Origin of the sequence: Phenylobacterium sp. VNQ135, from assembly GCF_049445735.1 — a bacterium.
In the GTDB taxonomy this organism is placed as follows: Bacteria; Pseudomonadota; Alphaproteobacteria; order Caulobacterales; family Caulobacteraceae; genus Phenylobacterium.
Genome location: NZ_JBMSDS010000005.1, coordinates 1 through 21,242, shown reverse-complemented (window position 1 = coordinate 21,242; position 21,242 = coordinate 1). Strand labels below are relative to the sequence as shown.

Sequence of the window (21,242 nt, the reverse complement as noted above, 5' to 3'; positions counted from 1 at the left end):
GATGCGCGGCAAGGTCGTCATCGCCGGCATCGGCGCCACAGCGTTCGGCAAGCTCGGCCGCGACACCCTCTCCTTGAATGTGGAGGCCTGCCGCAAGGCGCTGGAGGACGCCGCCGTCCCCAAGGATGCGGTCGATGCGGTGTTCGTGAAGACGCCGACATCCAAGCGCGAGTTCATGTACGGCCAGCAGCTGGCCGAGGCGCTGGGGATCACGCCCAGGATGGGCGGCGCCTGGGACCAGGGCGGGGCGGCCAACATCAGCCTGATCACCTTCGCGGCCCTGGCGATCGAAGCCGGCCAGTGCGAAGTGGCCCTGGTCTGCTACGCCGACAATCCGCGCAGCGGCGCCCGCGACGTCTATGCCCGCCCACGGGGAGAGGACGCCGCCTACGGCTGGTTCTCCACCGCCGCCGGCTACGCGATGATCCACCAGCGCTACCGGATCGAGCACGCCCCGCCGCCCGAGGCGTTCGGCGAGGTCGCAGTAGCCGCCCGCGCGCACGGCGCGGCCAACCCGAACGCCCAGCTCCGCAAGCCGATCTCGATGGACGATTACCTGGCCTCGCCGTTCGTGGTGGAGCCGATGCGGCGCGACGACATCTGCCTGGTGTCCGATGGCGGCGCGGCCCTCGTGCTGATGAGCGCCGAGCGCGCGAAGCGGCTGAGCGTCGCCCGACCGGTGCCGATCCTGGGCTTCGGCCATGGCCAGACCTCAGCGGCCCTGATCAACCGGCCCACGCTCACCAGCACCCAGGCCAGGGTCTCGGCCGAGACCGCGTTCCGCATGGCCGGCCTCGGTCCGGCGGACGTCGACGTCGCCCAGATCTACGACTGCTTCACCATCACGGTCCTGATGACGCTCGAGGACTACGGCTTCTGTCCGCCGGGCCAGGCGGAGGGCTTCGTGCGTGAAGGCCGGCTCCGCTCCGGCGGCGACCTGCCGTTCAACACCAGCGGGGGCTTGCTGTCCGAGACCGGCATGCCCGGCCTGCAGCTCGTCCAGGAGGCCGTGCGCCAGATGCGCGGCGAAGCCGTGCTCCAGAGGCCGGGGGCCGAGGTGGCCCTCGTCTCCAACCAGGGCGGGGTGATGGACACCCACGCCACCCTGATCCTGGGAGGCGCGGCGTGAGCGAACTGCCCAAGCCCGAGATCACCGAGCTCAACGCGCCGTACTGGACCGCCCTGGGGGAAGGGCGGCTCCTGTTCCAGGCCTGCGCCTGCGGGCGGCGTTGGCTTCCACCCCGCCGGGAATGCCCCGCCTGCTTGCGGGACGACCGGTGGGCGTGGCAGGAGGCCAGCGGTCGGGGGACCCTGGTTTCCTGGGTGGTCTATCATACGGCCTATCATCCGGCGTTCGCGGGGCGGACGCCCTACAACGTGGCGATCGTGGCGCTGGAGGAAGGTCCGCACCTGATCACCAACATCGATGCGCCGAACGCGGACCTGCGCGGAGACATGCCGGTCCGGTTGGCCGTCGCGGAGGAGAATGGTGTCGCGCTCGCCCGCTTCCGACCCGCCTGAGGGCAATCTGTACGACCGTCTGTCCGCGGGCTTCCCGGCCGACCGGACCAAGCCCTGCTTCCTGCTGAGCGACGGCCGCGCGATCAGCTACGGGGAGCTCGAGGCGCAGGTCGGCCGCACCGCCGGCCGGCTGGTGGCCGAAGGCGTCCAGCCCGGCGACCGCGTGGCGCTGCAGGCCGAGAAGACGCCCGAGGCGATCGTCGTCTATCTCGCGACGCTGAAGGCCGGAGCGGTCTTCCTGCCGCTGAATTCCGCCTACACCCGGGCCGAGGTCGACTACTTCCTGGGCGACGCCGAGCCGCGGGTCTTCATCACCGATCCGCCGGCCTATGTCCGCGACGCGGAAGGGTACGAGCCGCTGGCCGCGGCGGTTCCCCGCGCCGCCTCGGACCTGGCTTCGCTGATCTACACCTCGGGCACCACGGGCCGCTCCAAGGGCGCGATGCTCAGCCACGGGGCACTGGCGACGAACGCCGTCGCGCTGCACGCCGCGTGGGGCTTCACCGGCGACGACGTGCTGCTCCACGCCCTGCCGGTCTTCCACGTCCACGGCTTGTTCGTGGCCCTGCACTGCGCGCTGCTGAGCGGCTGCTCCATGGTCTGGCTGCCTCGGTTCAACGACGCCGAGGTGCTGGCGGGTCTCGCCAGGGCGACCGTGATGATGGGCGTGCCGACGTTCTACACGCGCCTGCTCGCCAACCCCGCCTTCACGCGTGAGGCCGCGTCCCACGTGCGGGTCTTCATCTCGGGCTCCGCGCCGCTGCTGCCGTCCACCTTCGCCGAGTTCGAGGCCCGCACCGGCCAGCGGATCCTCGAGCGCTACGGCATGAGCGAGGCGGTGATCATCACCACCAACCCGCTGGACGGCGACCGCGTCCCCGGCTCCGTGGGCTATCCGCTGCCCGGCGTCGAGCTTCGCATCGGCGGCGGGGAAGAGACCGGCGTCATCGAGATCCGCGGCCCCAGCGTCTTCGGCGGCTACTGGCGGATGCCCGAGAAGACGGCCCAAGAGTTCACCGCCGACGGCTTCTTCGTCACCGGCGACGTGGGTCGCGTCGACCCCGACGGCCGGGTCTGGATCTCGGGCCGGGCGAAGGACCTGATCATCTCGGGCGGCTACAACGTCTATCCGAAAGAAGTCGAGCTGGTCCTCGACGAGCTGCCCGGCGTTGTCGAAAGCGCCGTCATCGGCGTGCCGCACGCCGACTTCGGCGAGGCCGTGGTCGCGGTGGTGCAGGGCCAGGGCGACGAGACGGCGATGGTCGCCGAGGCCCGCCGTCAGCTCGCCGCCTACAAGGTCCCCAAGCGGGTGATCTTCGTCGACGAGCTGCCGCGCAACGCCATGGGCAAGGTGCAGAAGAACCTGTTGCGCGAACGCTACGCCGGCCTTCTGGCCTAGGCCTCCAGCTCGGCCAGGATGGCCTCGGTGTCGGCGCCGAGCGGGCGGCTGGGCTCATAGGCGGGCAGGGCGGTGTCCTCGAAGCGCAGGGCGCTCGTCTGCACCACCAGGGGGCCGTACTGCGGGTGCTCGATGCGCTTCAGCAGGCCGCGGGCATGCAGGTGCGGGTCGGCCATCACTTCGGGCAGCTCCAGCACCGCGCCGCAGGGCACGCCCGCCTCGGAGAGGAGCTGGAAGACGTCCCGCTTGCGCCGGCCTGCGAGGGCCTGTCCGACCAGCGCGTCCACCACGCCGACGTTCTGCGCCCGCAGGGCGTTGGTCGCCAGCCGCGGATCGGCGGCCGCGGAGTCCAGACCCAGCGCCTTCGTGAGGCTCAGCCAGTGGCCCTGGGTCGTGCAGATGATCGCCACATGGCCGTCGGCCGTCGGATAGACGTTGTAGGGGCTGACCGTGCCGCCGCCGTGCCGGTTGCCGGTGCGCGAGACGAAGCCGGGGCCGGCGTTCTGCGCGGGACCGAGGTTGGAGGCCAGGGTCGGGTACACGCAGTCGGCCATGGCCACGTCGATCACGCCGCCCAGGCCCGTGACCGAGCGGCGGTAGAGGGCGCTGACGATCGCGCCGTAGAGATGGATGCCTCCCAGGATGTCGGCCAGGGCCGCGCCGGCCTTTACCGGCGGCTGGTCCGGCTCGCCCGTGGAGGCGATCACGCCCAGCATCGCCTGGATGGTGATGTCCAGCGCCGGGAACTCGGCGTATGGCCCCGTCGCGCCATAGCCCGACAGGGCGGCGTAGATCAGCTCCGGTCGATCGCGGCGCAGGTCCTCGGGCCCAAGGCCGAGTCCCGCCATCACGCCCGGCCGGAAGTTCTCCACCACCACGTCGGCAGTCGCCGCCAGCCGGCGCAGGGCGATGCGCCCGCCGTCGCTTTTCAGGTCGAGGGTCATCGACCGCTTGTTGGCGTTGAACATGGCGAAGGGCGTCGCCGCCACGCCGCCGCGCGCGCGCAGGCCCTCGCCGGCGGGCGGCTCGACCTTGATCACCTCCGCTCCGGCCTGGGCCAGCAGGAACGTGCAGTAGGGGCCGCTGTAGACCTGGGTCAGGTCCACGACCCGGACGTTGGCGAGGGGCGCTGGCGCGGGGCCCTGGACGGTCATGACACCTCCGAACTCAGGGCCGCCAAAATAGACACGTTGTTCCAAATAACGAAACGTATTATTGCTTCGTGAGCCTCTCGATTTCCTCCCCGAGCGGCGTCACTGCCTGGAGCTTCGGCTCCGGGCGCCTCTTTCCACAGGTGCCCGCCTTGCCGAACCGAAGCGGAGCAGGACGAGATCGGGCGCGGCGCCCCTCAGCCGCGCTCGCCGGTCCGGGTCAGGAGCTGGTCGGCGTAGAGCACCTTCAGGTCGCGCAGCAGGGCCATGGCGCGGTCCACCGCTCCGCTGTCCCGCCGGAAAACCCGCTCGATCGTGAGCCCCCGGATGGCCGCCGCGCTGAGCTGCGAGAAGGTCTCCACCGCCTGGTCGTCGGTGATCCCGGCGAAACGGGCAAGGGTCCGCATCTCGGCCAGTTGCGACGTCTCGATCATCTCGAACAGTCCGGGCAGGCGATCGCCCAGAAGACGGTCGCTGCGTGCCGCCACCATGATCTCGGTGATCGCGACGCCCGAGGGTTCGCGCCACGCGCGCCACGTCAGTTCGGTCATCGCGAGGAAGCGCTCGCGCCCCTTGGGATAGGCGCGCAGCGCCTCGATGTAGAACGCTCGTTGGCGGGCGACCACGTGCTCGATCAGGGCCAGCACCAGATCCACCTTGGTCGGGAAGTGGTGCATCAGCGCGCCCCGGCTGACGCCGGCGTGCTGGGCGATCATCGCCGTCGTCGTCGCGTTGTAGCCGTGCTCGTAGAGGCAGGCGATCGTCGACTCGAGCACCTTGCGCCGCGTGGTCGCTGTGCGTTCGACGTTCGATCGGCGGCCGGGGCGGGTCCCAACCTCCAGGCTCATGCGCTGCTCCTTCGGCGACATGCTCGCGCCGGGTCGTCCGGGGCAGGCGAGCCTAGACCAGGGCGGTTGAGCGGCAAGTGCGCCGCCGCCGCTCCATAGACGCGTTTCTGTACTGAAAAACAAGCAAGCTTGTTGGTTTGTTATTTTCAGCACAAGGTCGGCATCAACAAGAGGCGGGGCCGTCAGGACCCTGCCGAATTTGGGGAGGAAGGTTGTGCTTCACGCGAGCAAGGCGCTGCTGTGCGCCACCACGTCCATGTCGCTGCTTTGGTGCGGCGGCGCGGTCGCCCAGACGGCGGAGCCCGCCGAGGTCGAGCAGGTCGTCGTCACCGGCTCGCGGATCGCCCGTCAGGACTACCAGGCCGAGAGTCCGATCGTGACGGTCAGCGCCGAAGCCATCCAGGCCGCCGGCCCGGCCTCGGTCGAGCAGACCCTCAACACCCTGCCGCAGTTCGCCGCCACGTCCGGCGCCAGCAGCTCCAACACCGCGCTGGGCGGCCGCGCCAACGCCAACCTCCGCGGCCTCGGCATCGCCCGCACCCTGGTGCTCCTCGATGGCCGCCGGATGCAGCCGTCGGATCCGCTCGGCGCCATCGACCTCAACACGATCTCGACGGCCCTGGTCCGCGACGTGGAGGTGATCACCGGCGGGGCTTCCGCCGTCTATGGCTCGGACGCCATCGCCGGCGTGGTGAACTTCAAGCTCAAGCACGACTTCCAGGGCCTGGAACTGGACGCCCAATACGGCGAGACAGACCGCGGCGATGGGCAGACGCTGGAGCTGGCGGCCACCCTCGGCGGCTCCTTTGGCGAGGATCGCGGCAATGCCGTGCTGTCCGTCGCTTATCTCGACCGCTCGCACGTCGAGCGCGGCAGCCGGCCGTTCTTCAAGGACGGCGGCATCGCCGCGGTGCTTCCCAGCGGCGCGATCATCCCCGATGCGGGCAACCTGCCCTCGGCGGCGGCGATCAACGCCGTCTTCCGCGGCTACGGCGTGACCGGGACCGTCCCGACCAACAGCCGCTACAGCGTCAATCCCGACGGCACGCTGTTCACGACGACCACCCCCATCGTGAACTTCCGTTGGCCGGACAGCGAGCCCTACATCATCATCAACGGGCAGGTGGGGAATCCGACCGGCGAGTTCTCGCCGCTGCAGCAGCCGCTCGAGCGCATGGTCGTCTTCAGCCGCGCCGACTACCAGCTCACCGACGACATCCAGGCCTACGGCCAGTTCAACTACACCCACTACACCGCCAACGTTCAGCGCTTCGGCGTCAATTCGGCGACGGTGCGCGACGTCTACCTGCCGGTGACCAATCCGTTCCTGCCGGCCGACCTGCGGACGATCATCGCGTCCCGGCCCCGACCCAACGAGCCCCTGCTGATCTATTTCAACCAGGGCCGCTTCGTGCGGGAGGCGTACGAGCAGACCTATAATGTGGGTCAGGTCCTGGGCGGCCTCACCGGCAAGCTGCCGGCGCTGGAAGGCTCCTGGGACGTCTACGCCTCCTACGGCCGCACCGAGCAGAACCAGACGCGTTCCGGCTACGTCGACCGCGCCGCCTACCTCTCCCTCGTCAATGCGCCCGACGGCGGCGTCTCGATCTGCGAAGGCGGCCTGAACCCGCTGGCCCTGGCGCCCCCGTCTGCGGCGTGCCTCAAGTACCTGGTCCGCGACATCCACGAGACCAGCACCTTCGAGCAGACGGTGGTGGAAGGGACCGCCCAGGGCCGTCTCTTCGCGCTCCCGGCCGGCGATGTCCGCTTCGCGGCGGGCGCCAGCTACCGGAAGAACAGCTACGACTTCAATCCGGACGCCCAGCGGGTGAGCGCCTCGGTTCTCGGCGTCGCCCTCACGAATCCGACCCAGGGGTCCGTCACCGCCAAGGAGCTGTTCGCCGAGCTGCTGGTCCCCGTGGTCCGCGACCTGCCGCTGGTGCAGAGCCTGGAGCTGGACCTCGCCTACCGCTACTCCCACTACGACACGGTGGGCGGCGTCCACACCTACAAGGCCAGCGGCGACTGGGAGATCACCGACTGGCTGCGCGCCCGCGGCGGCTACCAGCGCGCCATCCGCGCGCCGGCCGTGGGCGAGTTGTTCCAGCCCAGCGAGCAGGCCTCGGCCACCGTCGGCCGGACCGCCGCGGGGCAGGGCGACCCCTGCGACATCACCAGCGTCTATCGCACCGGCGCCAACGCCGCCCAAATCCGCGCGCTGTGCATCGCCAACGGCGTGCCCGCCACCGTCATCGACAACCACCGCTTCACCGGCAGCGCCGTCTCGGCCTTCGTCTCCGGCAACCGCGACCTGACGGAAGAGGTGGCCGACACCTACACCGCGGGGCTCGTCTTCCGGCCCGGCGACCTGCCGTTCATCCACGGCCTGCAGGCCTCGGCCGACTACTACAGCGTCAGCATCCGGGACGCGATCGGCCTGATCACCGGCGACGTCATCGTCCGCCGCTGCTTCAACGGCGACGGCTCGAACCCGACCTACGATCCCAACAACTACTACTGCGGCCTGATCAACCGCAGCACCTCGGGCGCCTTCGCGACGCTCACCACGCCGCTGCTGAACCTCGCCGGCTACAAGACCTCGGGCATCGACTTCCAGCTGGACGCCACCACCCGCGCCGAGGACTTCGGCCTGGACGAGCGCTTCGGGGAGCTCAGCGTCAACTTCGTGCTGTCCTGGATGGACACCTACAAGATTCAGAGCCTCGCCGGCGCCGCCTACTTCGACTACGCCGGCACCATCGGCAACGCCCAGATCAGCGCCGACGCCATCTCGCATCCGGAATGGAAGGTCTCGTCCACCTTCACCTACCGGGTCGGCGACGCCCGACTGGCGCTGCGGTGGCGCTGGATCGACGCCATGGGCAACTCCGGCAACGTCGGCGCGGCCGCCGCGACGGCCCCCGGCGTGAAGTCGCGCAGCTACTTCGACCTCAACGGCCGCTACCGGCTGCGCGAGAACATCGAGTTCCGCGCGGGAGTCCTGAACCTCGCCGACACCCAGCCGCCGGAGTGGACGGGCGAAGGGGCCACCGACTTCGCCATCTATGACGTGCTCGGACGCCGCTACTATGCCGGCGTGAACATCAAGTTCTGATCCTGGGAGGCTGGAATGGCGTTGCATCGTCGTGGACTGCTGAGCCTGGCTGGCGGCTCTGCGCTCGCCCTGTCCTTCGCCGTCACCGGCCGGGCCGCCGAGCGCGACCTGTTCCCGGTGGTTGAGACCGCGGACGGCAAGGTGCGCGGCCTGATGTCGGGGGGCGTCGCCGTCTTCAAGGGGCTGCCCTATGGCGCGAGCACCGCCGGCCCGAACCGCTTCCGGCCGCCCCAGCCGGTCAAGCCGTGGGCCGGCGTCCGCGACGCCCTCGACTACGGGAACATCGCGCCCCAGGTGCCGGGCGATCGCCGCCGCGACTACGCCGACCTCATCTTCAACGACGTGCAGCCGGGCGGCATGGGCGAGGACTGCCTCGTCCTCAACCTCTGGACCCCTTCGGTCACCGACGGCGGCAAGCGGCCGGTGATCGTCCGTTTCCACGGCGGCGGCTTCTACGGCGGCTCCAGCAACTCGCCCGGCAGCGACGGCGAGATGCTGGCGCGGTTCGGCGACTGCGTGGTCGTCACCGTCAACCACCGGCTCAGCGCCTTCGGCTACCTCTACCTCGGCGACGACGGGCCGTTCGCCGACTCCGGCTCCGCGGGCATGCAGGATCTGGTGGCGGCGCTGCAATGGGTCCGGCGCAACGTGGCGGCCTTCGGCGGCGATCCTGGCCGCGTGCTGATCTTCGGCCAGTCCGGCGGCGGCGCGAAGGTGTCCCACCTGCTGGCCATGCCCTCCGCCAAGGGCCTCTTCCACAGCGCCGGGATCATGAGCGGATCGCGCCTCGTGGCCCAGGATCGGGAGGAGGCCGCCGAGATCTCGGCCAAGCTCCTCAAGGCGCTGGGCCTGCGTCGCGACCAGGTGCGGCAACTGCAGGCCGTGCCGTTCACCACCCTGCTGGCCGCCCAGGCCGACCTCGAGGCCGCGGACCGGGCCAAGGGCGAGGCTCCGCGCTCGTTCTCGCCCGTCCTGGGCGCGGCGATCCCGCACCATCCCTTCACGCCCGGCGCCCCGGCGGAGTCGGCCCACGTGCCGATCATCGTCAGCACCACCCTGGACGAGCGCGCCTACCGCGAGAGCAACTTCGACCAGACCTGGGCCGGCGTGGAACGGCGCCTGCGGGCGGTGGTGGGCGCCGAGGCGCCGACGGTCCTGGCTGCCTATCGCGACGACGATCCCAAGGCCACGCCCTATGTGATCCAGGCGCGCTTCATCACCGACCAGACCTTCCGGCGGGCTGCGACCATCATGGCGAGCCGCAAGGCGGAGGCCGGCGGCGCGAAGGTGTGGAGCTATCTCTGGGAGGCGCCGAGCCCGGCCTACGGCGGCCGCTACGGCGCGCCGCACGCCGCCGACGTGCCGGCCTCGATGCACGACATCCGCATGCCGCTGGCCGGTCCGATCGCCGACAATCGCCGCCTGGCCGACGAGCTGGCCTCGGCCTGGGTGGCCATGGCGGCCAAGGGCGACCCGAACAACCCGAAGACGCCCGCCTGGCCGGCCTACGACACCGCCCGGCGCGCCACCATGGTGTTCGGCCACCCCACCCGCGCGGTCGACGATCCCCGCGCTCAATTCCGGCAAATGTGGGATCGCTACGCCGCCGCCAAGTCCGACGACGCCTGAGCCCTGCCGCACCGAGGAGCCGCGCCATGATCGCTTTCGACCGTCTTTCCTTGAGCCGCCGTCATGCCCTGGCCCTGGGCGGCGCCGCCTGGGCCTCGGCGGCCACGCCGCTGCTGGCCGCCGGCCCCGGCCCCGTCGTCGAGACGACTGCGGGCAAGGTCCGCGGCGTGGAGGCCCGCAACGGCGTCAAGATCTTCAAGGCGATCCCGTACGGCGACGACACCTCGGGCAAGAACCGGTTCCTGCCGCCCCGCCCGCCCAAGCCCTGGGCCGGCGTCCGCGACGCCCTGGCTTACGGCCCGCAATGTCCGCAGAACGACGGTGGGCCGCGCGTCATCCCGGCCAGCCCCTATCCGTATCTCTATGGCGAGCGGCATGAGCCGCAGAGCGAGGACTGCCTGATCCTCAACGTCTGGACGCCCGGCCTCGACGACCGCAAGCGGCCGGTGATGTTCTGGATCCACGGCGGCGGCTTCAGCACCGGGTCCGGATCATCGCCCTGGTACGACGGCACGAACATCTGCCGGAAGCAGGACGTGGTGGTGGTCACCATCAACCACCGCCTCAACGTCTTCGCCTATTCCCACCTCGGGGCCTTCGATCCCCGTTTCGCCGACAGCTCCAACACCGGCACCCTCGACTGCATCGCAGCGCTGCGCTGGGTGCGCGACAACATCGGGCGCTTTGGCGGCGATCCCTCCCGGGTGCTCGTTCACGGCGAGAGCGGCGGCGGCCGCAAGACGACGATGATCCTGTCCTCGACCCCGGCCCAGGGCCTCTATCACCGCGCCGCCATCCAGAGCGGCTCCCAGCTGCGGGTCGACTCCGAGGAGACCGGCGCCCAGAAAATGCGTCGCCTGCTGGACGAACTCGGCATTCCCACGTCCGAAGCCGCCCGCCTGCAGGATGTGCCGCTCAAGGTGCTGCAGCAGGCGCAGGCCAAGGTGCTGGCGGGCGCCCAGTGGATGCCCGTGGCCGGCACGCCTAGCCTTCCGGCCCATCCCTTCGACGGAACGGCGCCGGCCATGTCCCGGAACGTGCCCGTGATCGTCGGCACGAACCGCACGGAGCAGGCCGGCTTCCTCGGCCGCGACGTCGCCATGGACAACCTCGACGACGCGGGCCTGCGTCGCAGGCTCGATCTGGTCGTGCAGCCCGGCGAGGGCGAGCGCCTCTACGCCACCTACAAGCGGCTCTATCCGAAGAAGCGGAACGACGAGCTGCTCTACATGGCCGCCACCGACCGCAGCTATTTCCTCGACGCGACGATCCTGGGCGGCCTGCGCGCCGACGCCGGCGGCGCGCCGACCTACGCCTACGTCTTCAACCGCGAGACGCCCACCGCGAACGGCCGCTACTACGCGCCCCACGCCGAGGAGATCCCCTTCGTCTTCGACACCCTGGCCAACGCCGAGGTGATGGTGGGGCCCGTGACGCCGCAGGCCCAGAAGCTGGCCGACCAGGTCTCGGCGCTCTGGGCGAACTTCGCCCGCGACGGCGTGCCCAGCGCGCCGGGCATGCCGAAATGGACGCCCTACGACACCAAGACCCGGCCGACGCTCGCGATCGACTACCGGAGCCGCATGGAAGCCGATCCGCGCGGCGAGGAACGGCGCCTGATGCTGGGCCTCGGCTCGCAGCAGGAGGCGAACGGCCGTCAGGTCGGCGGCGCCCGCCGCGCGTCCCGCGCGTCATAGCGGCGGTCGGCCTCAAGCCTCCGCAGCCTGCGGACGGCAGGCCGCGGTTTTCGTCGGCAATGGAAAAAATGTGTCACAGAGGGCGGCCCGCCTTCTGGCACCACGCTCCCCACACAGATGCGCGGACGGCCTTCGGTCGATCCGCACCGCAGAAGGGGGAAGACGACCATGCCGGCCAATGCTGTGCTGAGGGTGCTGCTGACGACCACGATCCTGACCACCGCCGGCGGGGGCGTCGCCTTCGCCCAGACGGCGGGGCAGCCGTCCGCCGACGAGGGCGGCGCGATCGCCGAGGTGATCGTCACCGCCCGCCGGCGCGAGGAGTCGCTGCAGAGCACGCCCGTGACGGTCACCGCCTTCGCCGGCGAGGAGCTGCAGGCCAAGAGCGTCACGGACGTGACGCGGCTGCTGCAGATCTCGCCGGGCGTGAACTTCGACGCCTTCCCCCGCGCCGCGCCGCGTCCGTTCTTCCGGGGCATCGGCAGCTCGAACCAGGGCGCCGGCGGCGACCCGTCGTCGGTCGGCTTCCTGGACGGCGTCTATCTCGGCCGCTCCGCCATGCTCGGCCTGGACTTCTACGACCTCGAGCGGGTGGAGGTCCTGAAGGGGCCGCAGGGCACCCTCTTCGGCAAGAACGTGGTCGGCGGCGCGATCAACTTCATCACCAACAAGCCCGTCCATGACTTCGAGGCCAATGCCGAGGCCACGTTCGGCGAATACGGCCAGAAGGACGGCCATCTGATGATCAATGCGCCGCTCGGAGAGCGGGTCGCGGCGCGGCTCGTCCTGGGCGCGGTCACCAACGACGGCTACCGGCACACCTCGGCGGGCCTCCCGCTGGACGACGATCACAAGCTCAGCGCGCGGCTGCAGACGCTTTTCGACCTGGGCGAGGGCGACACGCTGCTGCTCGCGGCCGACGTCGCGAAACAGAACCTGGCGCAGAGCTCGCGGTTCAACGTCCGCCTGCTGCCCTATGACGAGAAGCGCGGCTTCGACAACTACGACAAGCCGCGGGTCGCGGACCCCGATCGCTACGGCTACATCGATGCGCGTACGGGCGGCGCGCGGGCCGAGTACGTGACCGACCGGCTCGGCTTCGCGACCCTGACGGCCATGGGGTCGTGGCGGTTCGTCGACTACGACTCGTCGGACGACATCGACGGCGCGAGCGCCGCCGTGAACGCCGCGAACGGCGTGCTGGCGCCGGCCATCCAGGCGCTCCAGGCCGAGTACGCCGACTCCTGGTCCGGCGAGCTTCGCCTCAACTCGACGACGGACGGTCCGCTCACCTGGGTGGCCGGCCTCTACGCCAACCGGGACGAGATCGAGCGCGACCGGGAGTCCCAGACGCAGGTCACGCCCACCACGATCAACCTGTTCAGCGCCAGTTCCCGCAACCGCAGCTACGCGGCGTTCGGCGAGCTCCAGTACCGCTTCGCCTGGGGCCTCGGCGTCTTCGGCGGCGCCCGCTACACCGACGAGAAGAAGCTGTACGAGATCACCCGCTACACCGGCAGCCGGGCGGCGCCGACGGTCAACTACACGACGGTCGGAGCGCCCGGGCGCTCGCACGAGAAGATCGTCACCTGGCGGGTCGGCGGCGACTACCGCTTCAGCGACAACGTCTATGCGTTCGCAACGGTCTCGACCGGCTTCAAGTCGGGGGCCTTCCCCGAGCAGCCCGGAAGCGCCGTGCTGGCGCGTCTGCCCACGGCGCCGGAAAAGGTGACCAACTACGAGGGCGGGCTGAAGACGGATTGGCTGGGCCGACGCCTGCGGGCGAACGTCACCGTCTTCGAGGCCGAATACACCGACCTGCAGACGATTCAGGTGATCCCCGACCTCACCCAGGGGCCGGCCGGCACCCGGGTGGCGGTCAACAGCGCCGATGCCACCACCCGCGGCGTGGAGACCGAGGTCATCGTGGCGCCGGTGCGCTGGTTCGATGCGACCGTGCGCTACAGCTACCTCGACGCGCACTACGACCGCTTCATCCAGACGTCCTCGATCCGCGCCGACGGCACGGCGGTCGAGTCCGACCGCTCCGGCAACCAGCTCACCCGCACGCCCGAGCACGCCGTGGTGGTCGACGTCGGGCTGAATTCGCCCGAGTGGTCGTGGGGTCGGTTCCGGCTGCAGGTGTCGGCGGACTACCAGAGCCAGATCTTCGACGACGCCGTGAACGATCGGCAGGAGTACCGCCGCCCACGCACGCTCTATGATGCGAGCCTCACCTTCCACCCCAACGAGCAGGCCTTCGTCCGCGCCTGGGTGAAGAACCTCACCGACGTGGAGTACCGCACCTGGCAGGTGGACCAGGGCAACGGGATGTTCGTCCAGTATGGGCCGCCGCGGCAGTTCGGCGTCACCCTCGGCGCGAGCTTCTGATGGCGTCGAGGCGTCGCGTAGAGCCGGAGTCCTGCAGATGAGCCAAGATCTCGACCCGGCCGTGAGCGTGCTGGTTCCCACCGGGGCCCTGGGCGCCGGCATCCAGCGCGAGCACGTCTGGGCGGGCCTTGCGGCCGGGGCCGATGCGATCGCCTGCGACGCCGGCTCCACCGACAGCGGCCCGGCCTATCTCGCCACCGGGCGGCCCAAGTACTCGCGCGGCGCGGTGAAGGCGGACCTCGCCATCCTGATGTTGGCCCAGGCCAAGGCCGGCATTCCGCTGCTGATCGGCTCGTGCGGCACCTCGGGCGCCGACGCGGCCCTGGACTGGACCTGCGAGATCGCGCTGGAGATCGCCGCCGAGCATGGCCTCTCCCCGCGCATCGCCCTGCTCAGGTCGGAGCAGGACCCTGAGGCCATGGCGGCGAAGGCCGGCGCCGGGCGGATCCGGCCGCTTGCGCCGCACAAGGAGGCGCCTCCGGAGCTCTTCCGCTCGTGCGACCGTATCGTCGCGCTGATGGGCCCCGAACCCTACGTCGCGGCCCTGGAGGCCGGCGCCGACATCGTCCTCGGCGGACGCACCACCGACACCGCCGTGCTGGCCGCCGTCCCGCTCAGCCGGGGCGCGGGGGCCGGGCCCGCCTGGCACGCCGGCAAGATCGGCGAGTGCGGCGGGCTCTGCACCCGCCGGACCCGCGAGGGCGGCGTGATGATCCGCGTCCGGGCCGACAGCTTCGACGTGGAGCCGCTCGCCGCGACCAACGCCTGCGATCCCTATTCGGTCTCGAGCCACATGCTCTACGAGAACGCCGACCCGTTCCTGCTCACCGAGCCGGGCGGGGTGCTGGACGTGCGCGAGGCCGTCTACGAGGCGATCGACGACCGGCGGGTCCGGGTGCGGGGCTCGGCCTTCCGCCCGCAACCCTACACCATGAAGCTCGAGGGGGCGGCCGGCGGGCCGTTCCAGACGGTGGCCCTGGTCGGCATCCAGGATCCCGAGGTTCTCGCCAACCTGGAACGCTTCCTCGCCCAGATGCAGGCCGTCATGCGCCGGCGGCTGGCGGAAGCCATGCCGGGCCTGCCGGACGACGCCGTGACCCTGCGGCCTTACGGGTGGAACGCCGTGTCCGGCCTCACGCCGCCCGCGGGGACGCCGCCGCCGCGCGAGGTGGGCCTCATGCTGGTCGCCACCGGCCCAGACCAGGCCACGGCCACCCAGATCGCCAAGACGTGCAATCCGCTGCTCTTCCACATGCCCCTCGACCCGGAGACCGAGCTGCCGAGCTACGCCTTCCCGTTCTCGCCGGCCGAGATCGAGCGCGGCCAGGTCTACGAGTTCCGGCTCAACCACGTCGTCGAGGTGGACGATCCGCTGGAGCTGGTGCGGATCTCGTTCGTCGATGCAGGAGCGCGCTGATGCCGAAGCTCGGGGACGTCTGCCGCTTCATCCGATCGAAGAACGCCGGCCCCTACTGGATCACGGTGGACCTCTTCTTCGACGCCGAAGGCTACGCGGCCTACGCCGATGCGCCGGGCCTCTCGCCCGAGGCGCTGGCCCGCGCCGCCGGCGTCGAGCCGGGCGACATCCGCAAGTTCCTCGTGCCGGCGCTGCATGTGGTGAAGGTCACCTATCCGCGGAAGCGTCCGCAGGGCGGCGTCCTCGAACGCGACCTCCACGGGGGGCAGCAGTTCGTGCAGTTCCAGGCGCTCGAGGTCTGAGGCCATGACCTCAGTCGCAGCCGGCCGCGTGCGGCCGCCGGTCCGATGGCCGACCATCCTGCTCTACGGCTTCGGCGCCTGCTCCAGCGGCGTCAAGATGCGGGCGCTCAGCAGCTTCCTGCTGATCTTCTACAACCAGAGCCTCGGCCTGCCGCCGACGACCGTCGCCCTGGCGATCACCTTCATCACCGTCTTCGACGCCGTGGTCGATCCGCTGACCGGCTACGCTTCCGACCGGCTGCGCTCCCGTTGGGGACGGCGTCATCCCTTCATGTACGCCGCGGCCGTCCCGGTGGCGGCCTCGTTCTACTTCCTGTGGAACCCGCTCCCGGGCCTGGGCGAGGGGGCGCTGTTCGCCCACCTGCTGATCTGCCTGACGCTGCTGCGGCTGTTCGACACCTTCTTCGAACTGCCGAGCCTGGCTCTCGGCCCGGAGCTGGTGCAGGACTACGACGGCCGCACCGTCCTGGTCAGCTCGCGGATCTTCTTCCGCACCATCGCCGGCGTGCTCTTCGCCATCGCCGCCTATCAGATCTTCCTTCCCGAGAGCGCGGGCGGCGTGACCAACCGGGACGGCTACCGGATGTTCGCGTTCGCGGGTTCGGCGGTGATGTTCGTCAGCATCGTCACCTCGGCGCTTGCGACGCACCGCTTCATCCCCTGGTTCGAGAAGCCTGCGCGCGAGCAGCGCTCGGGTCTCGCCTTCTTCGGCGACGTCCTTCGGCTCCTGCGCAACCAGCCCGCCCGGCTCATGCTGCTGGTGGGGATGCTGGTGGCGGTCGTGAACGGCGCGAGGTCGGGACTGGAGATCTATTTCGGCCTCTACTTCTGGGGCTTCGATCAGGCGCAGCTCGCCGCGATGACCTCGATCGGCGCGGCCGGGACCCTCGTGGGCGCGGTGGTCGCGCCCCGCCTTTCGCTGAGCGTGGGCAAGAAGCGTGGGGTGCTGGGCGGCTACGCCATCGCCACGGCGGTCAACCTGGTCCCCATCGCCGCGCGGCTGGCGGGCTGGGTGCCGGGCGACGGCGGTCCGCTGGCCTTCTGGACGATCTCCGTCCAGACCTTCGCACAGGGCGTGCTCTACATGACCACGGCCGTCCTCATGAACTCCATGCTCGCCGACGTGGTGGAGGACGTCGAGGTGGAGAGCGGCCGGCGATCGGAGGGCCTGCTGTTCTCCGCCGACGCCTTCTTCAGCAAGGCCGTCTCGGGCCTCGGCGTGCTGATCGCCGGCGCCGTGCTCGCCTTCGTCAGCTTCCCCCAGAGCGCCAGGCTCCAGGGCGTGCCCGGCGAGGTGACCTGGAACCTCGGCGCGGTGTTCATCCCGCTCGTGCTGGCGTTCAGCGCGGCCGTCCTGGCCCTGCTCGCGGCCTTTCCCATCGACCGGCGGCGGCACGAGGCCAACCTCGCCCGCATCGCGGCCCGCCGCCCTGACGCCCCCCAGGAGACGCCATGACGGGCGCCGGATCGGTCCACGCCGCGGGACGCGCGGCCCTTCGCGCCTGGCCGCGCTCGCAGTTCGCCTACCGCGGCGACCCGCGGTTCTCCTACTGCGTGCATCTTCCCGAAGGCTTCCAGCCCGGCGCGGCGTCGCGGCGCCTCCTCGTCGCGGTACACGGCACCGGACGCAACGCCATGGCGTACCGGGACGCGCTCGCCGGGCTTGCCGACGCCCACGGGTATGTGGTGCTCGCGCCGCTGTTCCCCGTCGGCGTGCTCGGCGACTACAACCCCGACGGCTACAAGTATCTGGCGGAAGGCGGCCTGAGGTACGACCACCTCCTGCTCGGGATGATCGACGAACTCGGCGCCCTGCTCGAGACCGACTTCGGACGCTTCAGCCTGTTCGGCTTCTCAGGCGGCGGACACTTCGCCCACAGGTTCTTCTATCGGCATCCGGCGAGGCTGAGGTCGGTCTCGGTGGGCGCGCCGGGCGGCGTGACCCTGCTGGACGACACCCGCGACTTCTGGATCGGCACGCGGGACTTCGCGGCCCGCTTCGGCGCCGCCCCGGACGTCGCGGCGATGCGCGGCGTGCCGGCCCAGATCCTGATCGGCGGCGAGGACACAGCGGAGTTCGTCTACCCCGCCCACCTGAGCCAGCACGCGCCCGACATGGCCTCCCTGGGACGCAATCGTCTTGAGCGCAGCGCCACCTTGCTGGCAAACTGGCGCGATCATGGACTGCAGGCGCGGCGGGACGTCGTGCCGGGCGTGGCCCACGAAGGGCTGAAGACCCTGTCGGCCCTCGAGGCCTTCCTGACGGAGCTGCCGCCGGACTGAAGATGGCCTGGATGCGCGTCGGGTTGCTCTCCTCGGAGAACTGGATCGGGAACCTGCCCGAAGCCGTCCGGGCCGACATCTTCGCCCGGTCCACCCTGCTGCGCGCCGAAGCCGGGGAGGAGTTCTCCATCGCCGGCCAGATGCCCAGGGGCATGTTCCAGGTCGTCGAAGGCTTCCTCCGCCTGACTGGGCTGCAGGAGGACGGCGGCCAGACCCTGATCACCATCTACTCGGCCGGCAACGCCTTCGCCGAGACGGCCGTCGTGGCCCGCCGGCCGCTGAACCACACCACCCAGGCCATGACCCCCGTGACCATCCGCTGTCTCGCGCGCGCCGACTTCTGGGAGCTCTACGGCCGCCATCCGGAAATACCCGATGCCTTGTGCCGCAAGTTCGCCGCCGCGATCGGGCGGCAGATCGCCAGCCGCCAGCTGGGCGCCAGCACGCGGCTGGGCAAGCGCATCGGGATGATCTTCGAGGAGCTCGCCCACCGCGCCGGAAGACCCTTGCAGGACGGGCGCATCGCCATCGACCTGCCGGTCACCCAGCAGGACCTGGCGGACCACCTCGGCGTCACGCGCCAGAGCATCCAGCGCGAGATCCGCGACCTCAAGGCGGCCCGCCTGATCGGGCGCGAACAGAGGCAGTGGTACGTCCGGGACCTGCCGGGTCTGGAGCGCCTGACCTGAGGCGCCTGGCCGGCGCAGCATCCGATGGTTCAGCCGCCCTGGGCAGCCGCCGACAGCCGCCTCAAGTCACGGACAGGTCGGCGCTGGTTTTTCGGAAGGATTTTCCCTGTCTGGCCCAGGGAGGAGAGATGGTCGGAGTGGCAGGATTTGAACCTGCGACCCCTGCGTCCCGAACGCAGTGCTCTACCAGACTGAGCCACACTCCGATCTCAAGGAGGGCGCCTTATAGAGGACGCTCCGGTGCGCCGCAAGACGACGAAATCGATGTTTCGGGGCGTTGCATCGGTGAGGCCTCTGCGCTATCTCACCGCCTCCGCGAGGGCTGCCCCCTCGGCGCTGTTCCTGCTGGGGAATGGTGTAATGGTAACACTGCGGTTTTTGGTACCGTCATTCTAGGTTCGAGTCCTAGTTCCCCAGCCATCGGCCTCAGAGGCCAATAAACTCAAGCTCCTCAAGCCTTTTGCCCTGAAACTGGTACAAAGGGCTGGTACAAATGGGCTTGCGGATGAAGCACCTTCAACGCCGCTCCGGCATCTGGTACGTCCGGATCGTGATCCCCCCGGATGCGCGCCACGCATTCGAGAAGCCAGTCTTCATTCGGTCCCTGAAGACGAAGAACGATCTCGAAGCGGCCCGCCTCGGCGCACCGATCATCCAAGAAGTCTTGAAAGGCATCGAACGGGCGCGGTCAGCCGCCCCCGAACGTCATCGCGCATCCGCATCCACGGGTAGGGCGGGCTCGTGACGATCAGATCGACGCTCCCGGCGGCGAGAGCCTTCAAGCCCTCGACGCAGTCGGTGTGGCGGACTGCGGTGGGTTCTCCGGTGCTGTATTGGCGCGGCTTCATGCGGTTAGCGGTGGCTGGCGATGAACGCGTTCCGGCGAAGCCACACAAGCTGGTCGTACAGGCCGCCGGTCGCGCCGCCTCCTTGCTCCGCAGGGGTCAGGGTTTCATCTACGGCGCGAATGCGCGCGCCATACTCTGCTTCGATGAGGCTGAGCTTCGGCGCGGCGTCAGAGAAGACGAACAGGCTGTCCGGCGTCGGCTCGGAGCTAGGTCCCCAATGGATGAACACGAGTGCCCACGGCGCCCCACGCTCATGGAGGAGGTCTTCGATCTGCGTGGCGTTCTTCGCGACAGGTTCGATGACGATCTGGCTTTTCACAACGGTCTCCCTATCAAGATGACCGCGTGATCTCGCGACGAGCGTGGTTCGTCACGGAATCGGAATCCCCCCACGGCGGCCCGATTGGGGAGGCGCGAGTTCCAATTGGGGAACGAATTGCGGTAACGCTTGGCGGATGCGTACCCGCGAAGAACTCGCCCGTCTGCTCGCCATGCCGGTGGGCGATCTTCTTTCTCGCGAGGAAGCGGCACGCCGACTCGGCGTTGAGTCTGCGACCCTGAAACGCACGAAGGACAAGAAGCCGGGCTACTTCCGCTCCACCGATAAGGGGAGCGGCGGCGAGGTTTGGTATCCGCTTCAATGGGTCGAACAGCATCTCAGCCGGACCCTCGGCAGGGCAGACAACCGAGATTACCCTATGGGGCCTCAGCCTTGGCCGCTTCCACTCGAACGGCTCCGCCTATTTGAGATTAGCGACCGCGCAGCCGCGTGGAAGGAACATAAGCTCTACCAACTCGCCCACGACCACATCATGCGGCAGATGCCGTTCTGCCGCCCTCGTCACGAGGAGACGCGCCAGCTTCTGGGGAGGTATGCGGAAGGTGACGCCGTCGCCATCGCCGAGATCAACCAGATCGCGTCGTATGGGATGCGTGCGCAACTGCCGCTGAACGAGCAGTGGGGCAAGGCGGCCCGCGACATGATCGTGCAGATGTGGTCGGAGGCGCTCGACCAAGAAGCCAAATGGTTCGCGGGCGATCTCTCGAATGTCCCGCGACAGCCGCCTAGCCGACGCTGAACGAATTCGACACCACTCCGCCGATGGAAAATTGCGGTTCGGGCGGCACTCGTGAGATGCTGCCGGGGCGGTCGGGTGAAGTCCGTCCGTTCGAGAATGTGTCGCACAGGCCCGCCGGTCGTCAGATGGCTGGCGGGCCACCTTCTCGGAATTCGGCCAGCGGAATCACGCTGCTGATTCCGACAAAGATTTTGGGTTTCGGCGGCCCGCTCAGGCAAAATGCTAAATAGGACAGAGGTCGTCGGGCTGACGGCTCCTCCAAGGATTCAGGCAGGTTGGTGATCCACCACTTCGCCTTCGGACCCCGGATCGTCAGCCCCGATCCGGGGTCTTTTCATGACTCCACCCGACATACGCTCAGGGGAAGGGCCGTGACGGCTCCCTGTGACCCCGCAGGAAGACGAGAGATAGCCCTTTGGGGGTGAAGCGCTGGGACGAAGACCGGCACTCGGGTCGAGGGCGAGACCGAAGGCGACGAAACTCCCCTATGTGGAGCGGTAGGCGGCCCCTGCCGGTCGGTACCGGGAATGGCAACGAAAAGACGAAGTCGGATGCTGCGCCATTGCATCGACTTCGGCTCGCGGCGGTCATCTGAATGCCGACCGCGAGCGCTTCGAGACCTCGGTCTCGATAACCGTCTTAACTCGCACGGCACCGCCGGGCAGGCGCCTCAAAGAGACCCATTGGTCGTTGAGGATCACACGCAACCAACCCGGAGTTTTCGGTCGGCCCAGAGTTGGGGAGACTGTGTTTCGGCTTGCAAAAGTGACCCCCATCTCGGGGATATCGGCGTCCAAAAATGACCCCCTGTCCTTGAGGCTTTGATGGCCAGATCGGCGGCTTGTGTAGCCGCGGATCGAGACGGGGATGTTG

At 69.5% G+C, this 21,242-nt stretch carries 18 protein-coding genes and 2 tRNA genes; 15 read left to right on the top strand and 5 right to left on the bottom strand.

Going from position 1 to position 21,242, the window contains the following annotated elements:
* Position 1: 1 nt before the first annotated feature.
* Genes ACO2Q0_RS17790 through ACO2Q0_RS17780 form a run of 3 tightly spaced genes read left to right on the top strand, consistent with a single transcriptional unit; the run spans position 2 to position 2,920 of the window.
* Positions 2-1,129: a thiolase C-terminal domain-containing protein gene (locus ACO2Q0_RS17790; protein WP_423352871.1), complete on the top strand. Its 1,128-nt coding sequence runs from the start codon at positions 2-4 to the stop codon at positions 1,127-1,129.
* Positions 1,126-1,521, top strand: a complete 396-nt coding sequence (locus tag ACO2Q0_RS17785) for a Zn-ribbon domain-containing OB-fold protein (protein ID WP_423352870.1) — start codon at positions 1,126-1,128, stop codon at positions 1,519-1,521. The genes ACO2Q0_RS17790 and ACO2Q0_RS17785 overlap by 4 nt, the downstream gene beginning before the upstream one ends.
* Positions 1,490-2,920: a malonate--CoA ligase gene (locus ACO2Q0_RS17780; RefSeq protein ID WP_423352869.1), complete on the top strand. Its 1,431-nt coding sequence runs from the start codon at positions 1,490-1,492 to the stop codon at positions 2,918-2,920. The genes ACO2Q0_RS17785 and ACO2Q0_RS17780 overlap by 32 nt, the downstream gene beginning before the upstream one ends.
* On the opposite strand, the gene ACO2Q0_RS17775 is transcribed toward ACO2Q0_RS17780, so the two are convergent.
* Together ACO2Q0_RS17775 and ACO2Q0_RS17770 are read right to left on the bottom strand one after the other, a co-directional pair.
* Positions 2,917-4,074 carry a CaiB/BaiF CoA transferase family protein gene (locus ACO2Q0_RS17775; RefSeq protein ID WP_423352868.1) on the bottom strand — a complete coding sequence of 386 codons (1,158 nt, stop codon included), beginning with the start codon at positions 4,072-4,074 and terminating at the stop codon, positions 2,917-2,919. The genes ACO2Q0_RS17780 and ACO2Q0_RS17775 overlap by 4 nt on opposite strands.
* Positions 4,075-4,268: 194 nt before the next feature.
* Positions 4,269-4,919, bottom strand: coding sequence for a TetR/AcrR family transcriptional regulator (locus tag ACO2Q0_RS17770; RefSeq protein WP_423352867.1), 651 nt, complete (start codon positions 4,917-4,919; stop codon positions 4,269-4,271).
* A 214-nt stretch (positions 4,920-5,133) separates the two neighbouring features.
* On the opposite strand from ACO2Q0_RS17770, the gene ACO2Q0_RS17765 reads away from it, so the two are divergent.
* From ACO2Q0_RS17765 to ACO2Q0_RS17725, 9 genes are all read left to right on the top strand, one after another.
* Positions 5,134-8,034: a TonB-dependent receptor domain-containing protein gene (locus ACO2Q0_RS17765; protein WP_423352866.1), complete on the top strand. Its 2,901-nt coding sequence runs from the start codon at positions 5,134-5,136 to the stop codon at positions 8,032-8,034.
* A gap of 15 nt (positions 8,035-8,049) precedes the next feature.
* Entirely contained in the window at positions 8,050-9,663 is a 1,614-nt protein-coding gene (locus ACO2Q0_RS17760) for a carboxylesterase/lipase family protein (protein ID WP_423352865.1), read from the top strand.
* 26 nt (positions 9,664-9,689) lie between these two features.
* Positions 9,690-11,360, top strand: a complete 1,671-nt coding sequence (locus tag ACO2Q0_RS17755) for a carboxylesterase/lipase family protein (protein ID WP_423352864.1) — start codon at positions 9,690-9,692, stop codon at positions 11,358-11,360.
* 168 nt (positions 11,361-11,528) lie between these two features.
* Positions 11,529-13,751, top strand: coding sequence for a TonB-dependent receptor (locus ACO2Q0_RS17750; protein WP_423352863.1), 2,223 nt, complete (start codon positions 11,529-11,531; stop codon positions 13,749-13,751).
* A 37-nt stretch (positions 13,752-13,788) separates the two neighbouring features.
* The gene (locus tag ACO2Q0_RS17745) at positions 13,789-15,168 is read left to right on the top strand and encodes an acyclic terpene utilization AtuA family protein (protein ID WP_423352862.1); all 1,380 of its coding nucleotides are present in this window, start codon (positions 13,789-13,791) and stop codon (positions 15,166-15,168) included.
* On the top strand, positions 15,168-15,470 hold the full coding sequence (locus ACO2Q0_RS17740) for a DUF4387 domain-containing protein (protein WP_423352861.1): 303 nt from the start codon (positions 15,168-15,170) through the stop codon (positions 15,468-15,470). Before ACO2Q0_RS17745 ends, ACO2Q0_RS17740 begins: the two co-directional genes overlap by 1 nt.
* Positions 15,471-15,474: 4 nt before the next feature.
* A complete protein-coding gene (locus tag ACO2Q0_RS17735) occupies positions 15,475-16,926 on the top strand; it encodes an MFS transporter (RefSeq protein WP_423352860.1) in 1,452 nt (483 codons plus the stop codon).
* Positions 16,923-17,753: a hypothetical protein gene (locus ACO2Q0_RS17730; protein WP_423352859.1), complete on the top strand. Its 831-nt coding sequence runs from the start codon at positions 16,923-16,925 to the stop codon at positions 17,751-17,753. The genes ACO2Q0_RS17735 and ACO2Q0_RS17730 overlap by 4 nt, the downstream gene beginning before the upstream one ends.
* 2 nt (positions 17,754-17,755) lie before the next feature.
* A complete protein-coding gene (locus ACO2Q0_RS17725) occupies positions 17,756-18,442 on the top strand; it encodes a Crp/Fnr family transcriptional regulator (RefSeq protein ID WP_423352858.1) in 687 nt (228 codons plus the stop codon).
* Positions 18,443-18,571: 129 nt separating this feature from the next.
* Here ACO2Q0_RS17725 and ACO2Q0_RS17720 read toward each other — a convergent pair.
* A tRNA-Pro gene (locus tag ACO2Q0_RS17720) sits at positions 18,572-18,648 on the bottom strand.
* Positions 18,649-18,788: 140 nt separating this feature from the next.
* Between ACO2Q0_RS17720 and ACO2Q0_RS17715 the strand changes: the two genes are divergently transcribed.
* Positions 18,789-18,862, top strand: a tRNA-Gln gene (locus tag ACO2Q0_RS17715).
* Positions 18,863-18,947: 85 nt separating this feature from the next.
* Entirely contained in the window at positions 18,948-19,187 is a 240-nt protein-coding gene (locus tag ACO2Q0_RS17710; protein WP_423352857.1) for a DUF6538 domain-containing protein, read from the top strand.
* A gap of 107 nt (positions 19,188-19,294) precedes the next feature.
* On the opposite strand, the gene ACO2Q0_RS17705 is transcribed toward ACO2Q0_RS17710, so the two are convergent.
* A complete protein-coding gene (locus ACO2Q0_RS17705) occupies positions 19,295-19,609 on the bottom strand; it encodes a hypothetical protein (RefSeq protein WP_423352856.1) in 315 nt (104 codons plus the stop codon).
* 136 nt (positions 19,610-19,745) lie between these two features.
* Between ACO2Q0_RS17705 and ACO2Q0_RS17700 the strand changes: the two genes are divergently transcribed.
* Complete coding sequence (locus ACO2Q0_RS17700; protein ID WP_423352855.1) at positions 19,746-20,369, top strand: hypothetical protein; 624 nt, start codon at positions 19,746-19,748, stop codon at positions 20,367-20,369.
* A gap of 587 nt (positions 20,370-20,956) precedes the next feature.
* On the opposite strand, the gene ACO2Q0_RS17695 is transcribed toward ACO2Q0_RS17700, so the two are convergent.
* A partial coding sequence (locus tag ACO2Q0_RS17695) for a hypothetical protein (RefSeq protein ID WP_423352854.1) occupies positions 20,957-21,242 on the bottom strand: 286 nt, incomplete at its 5' end.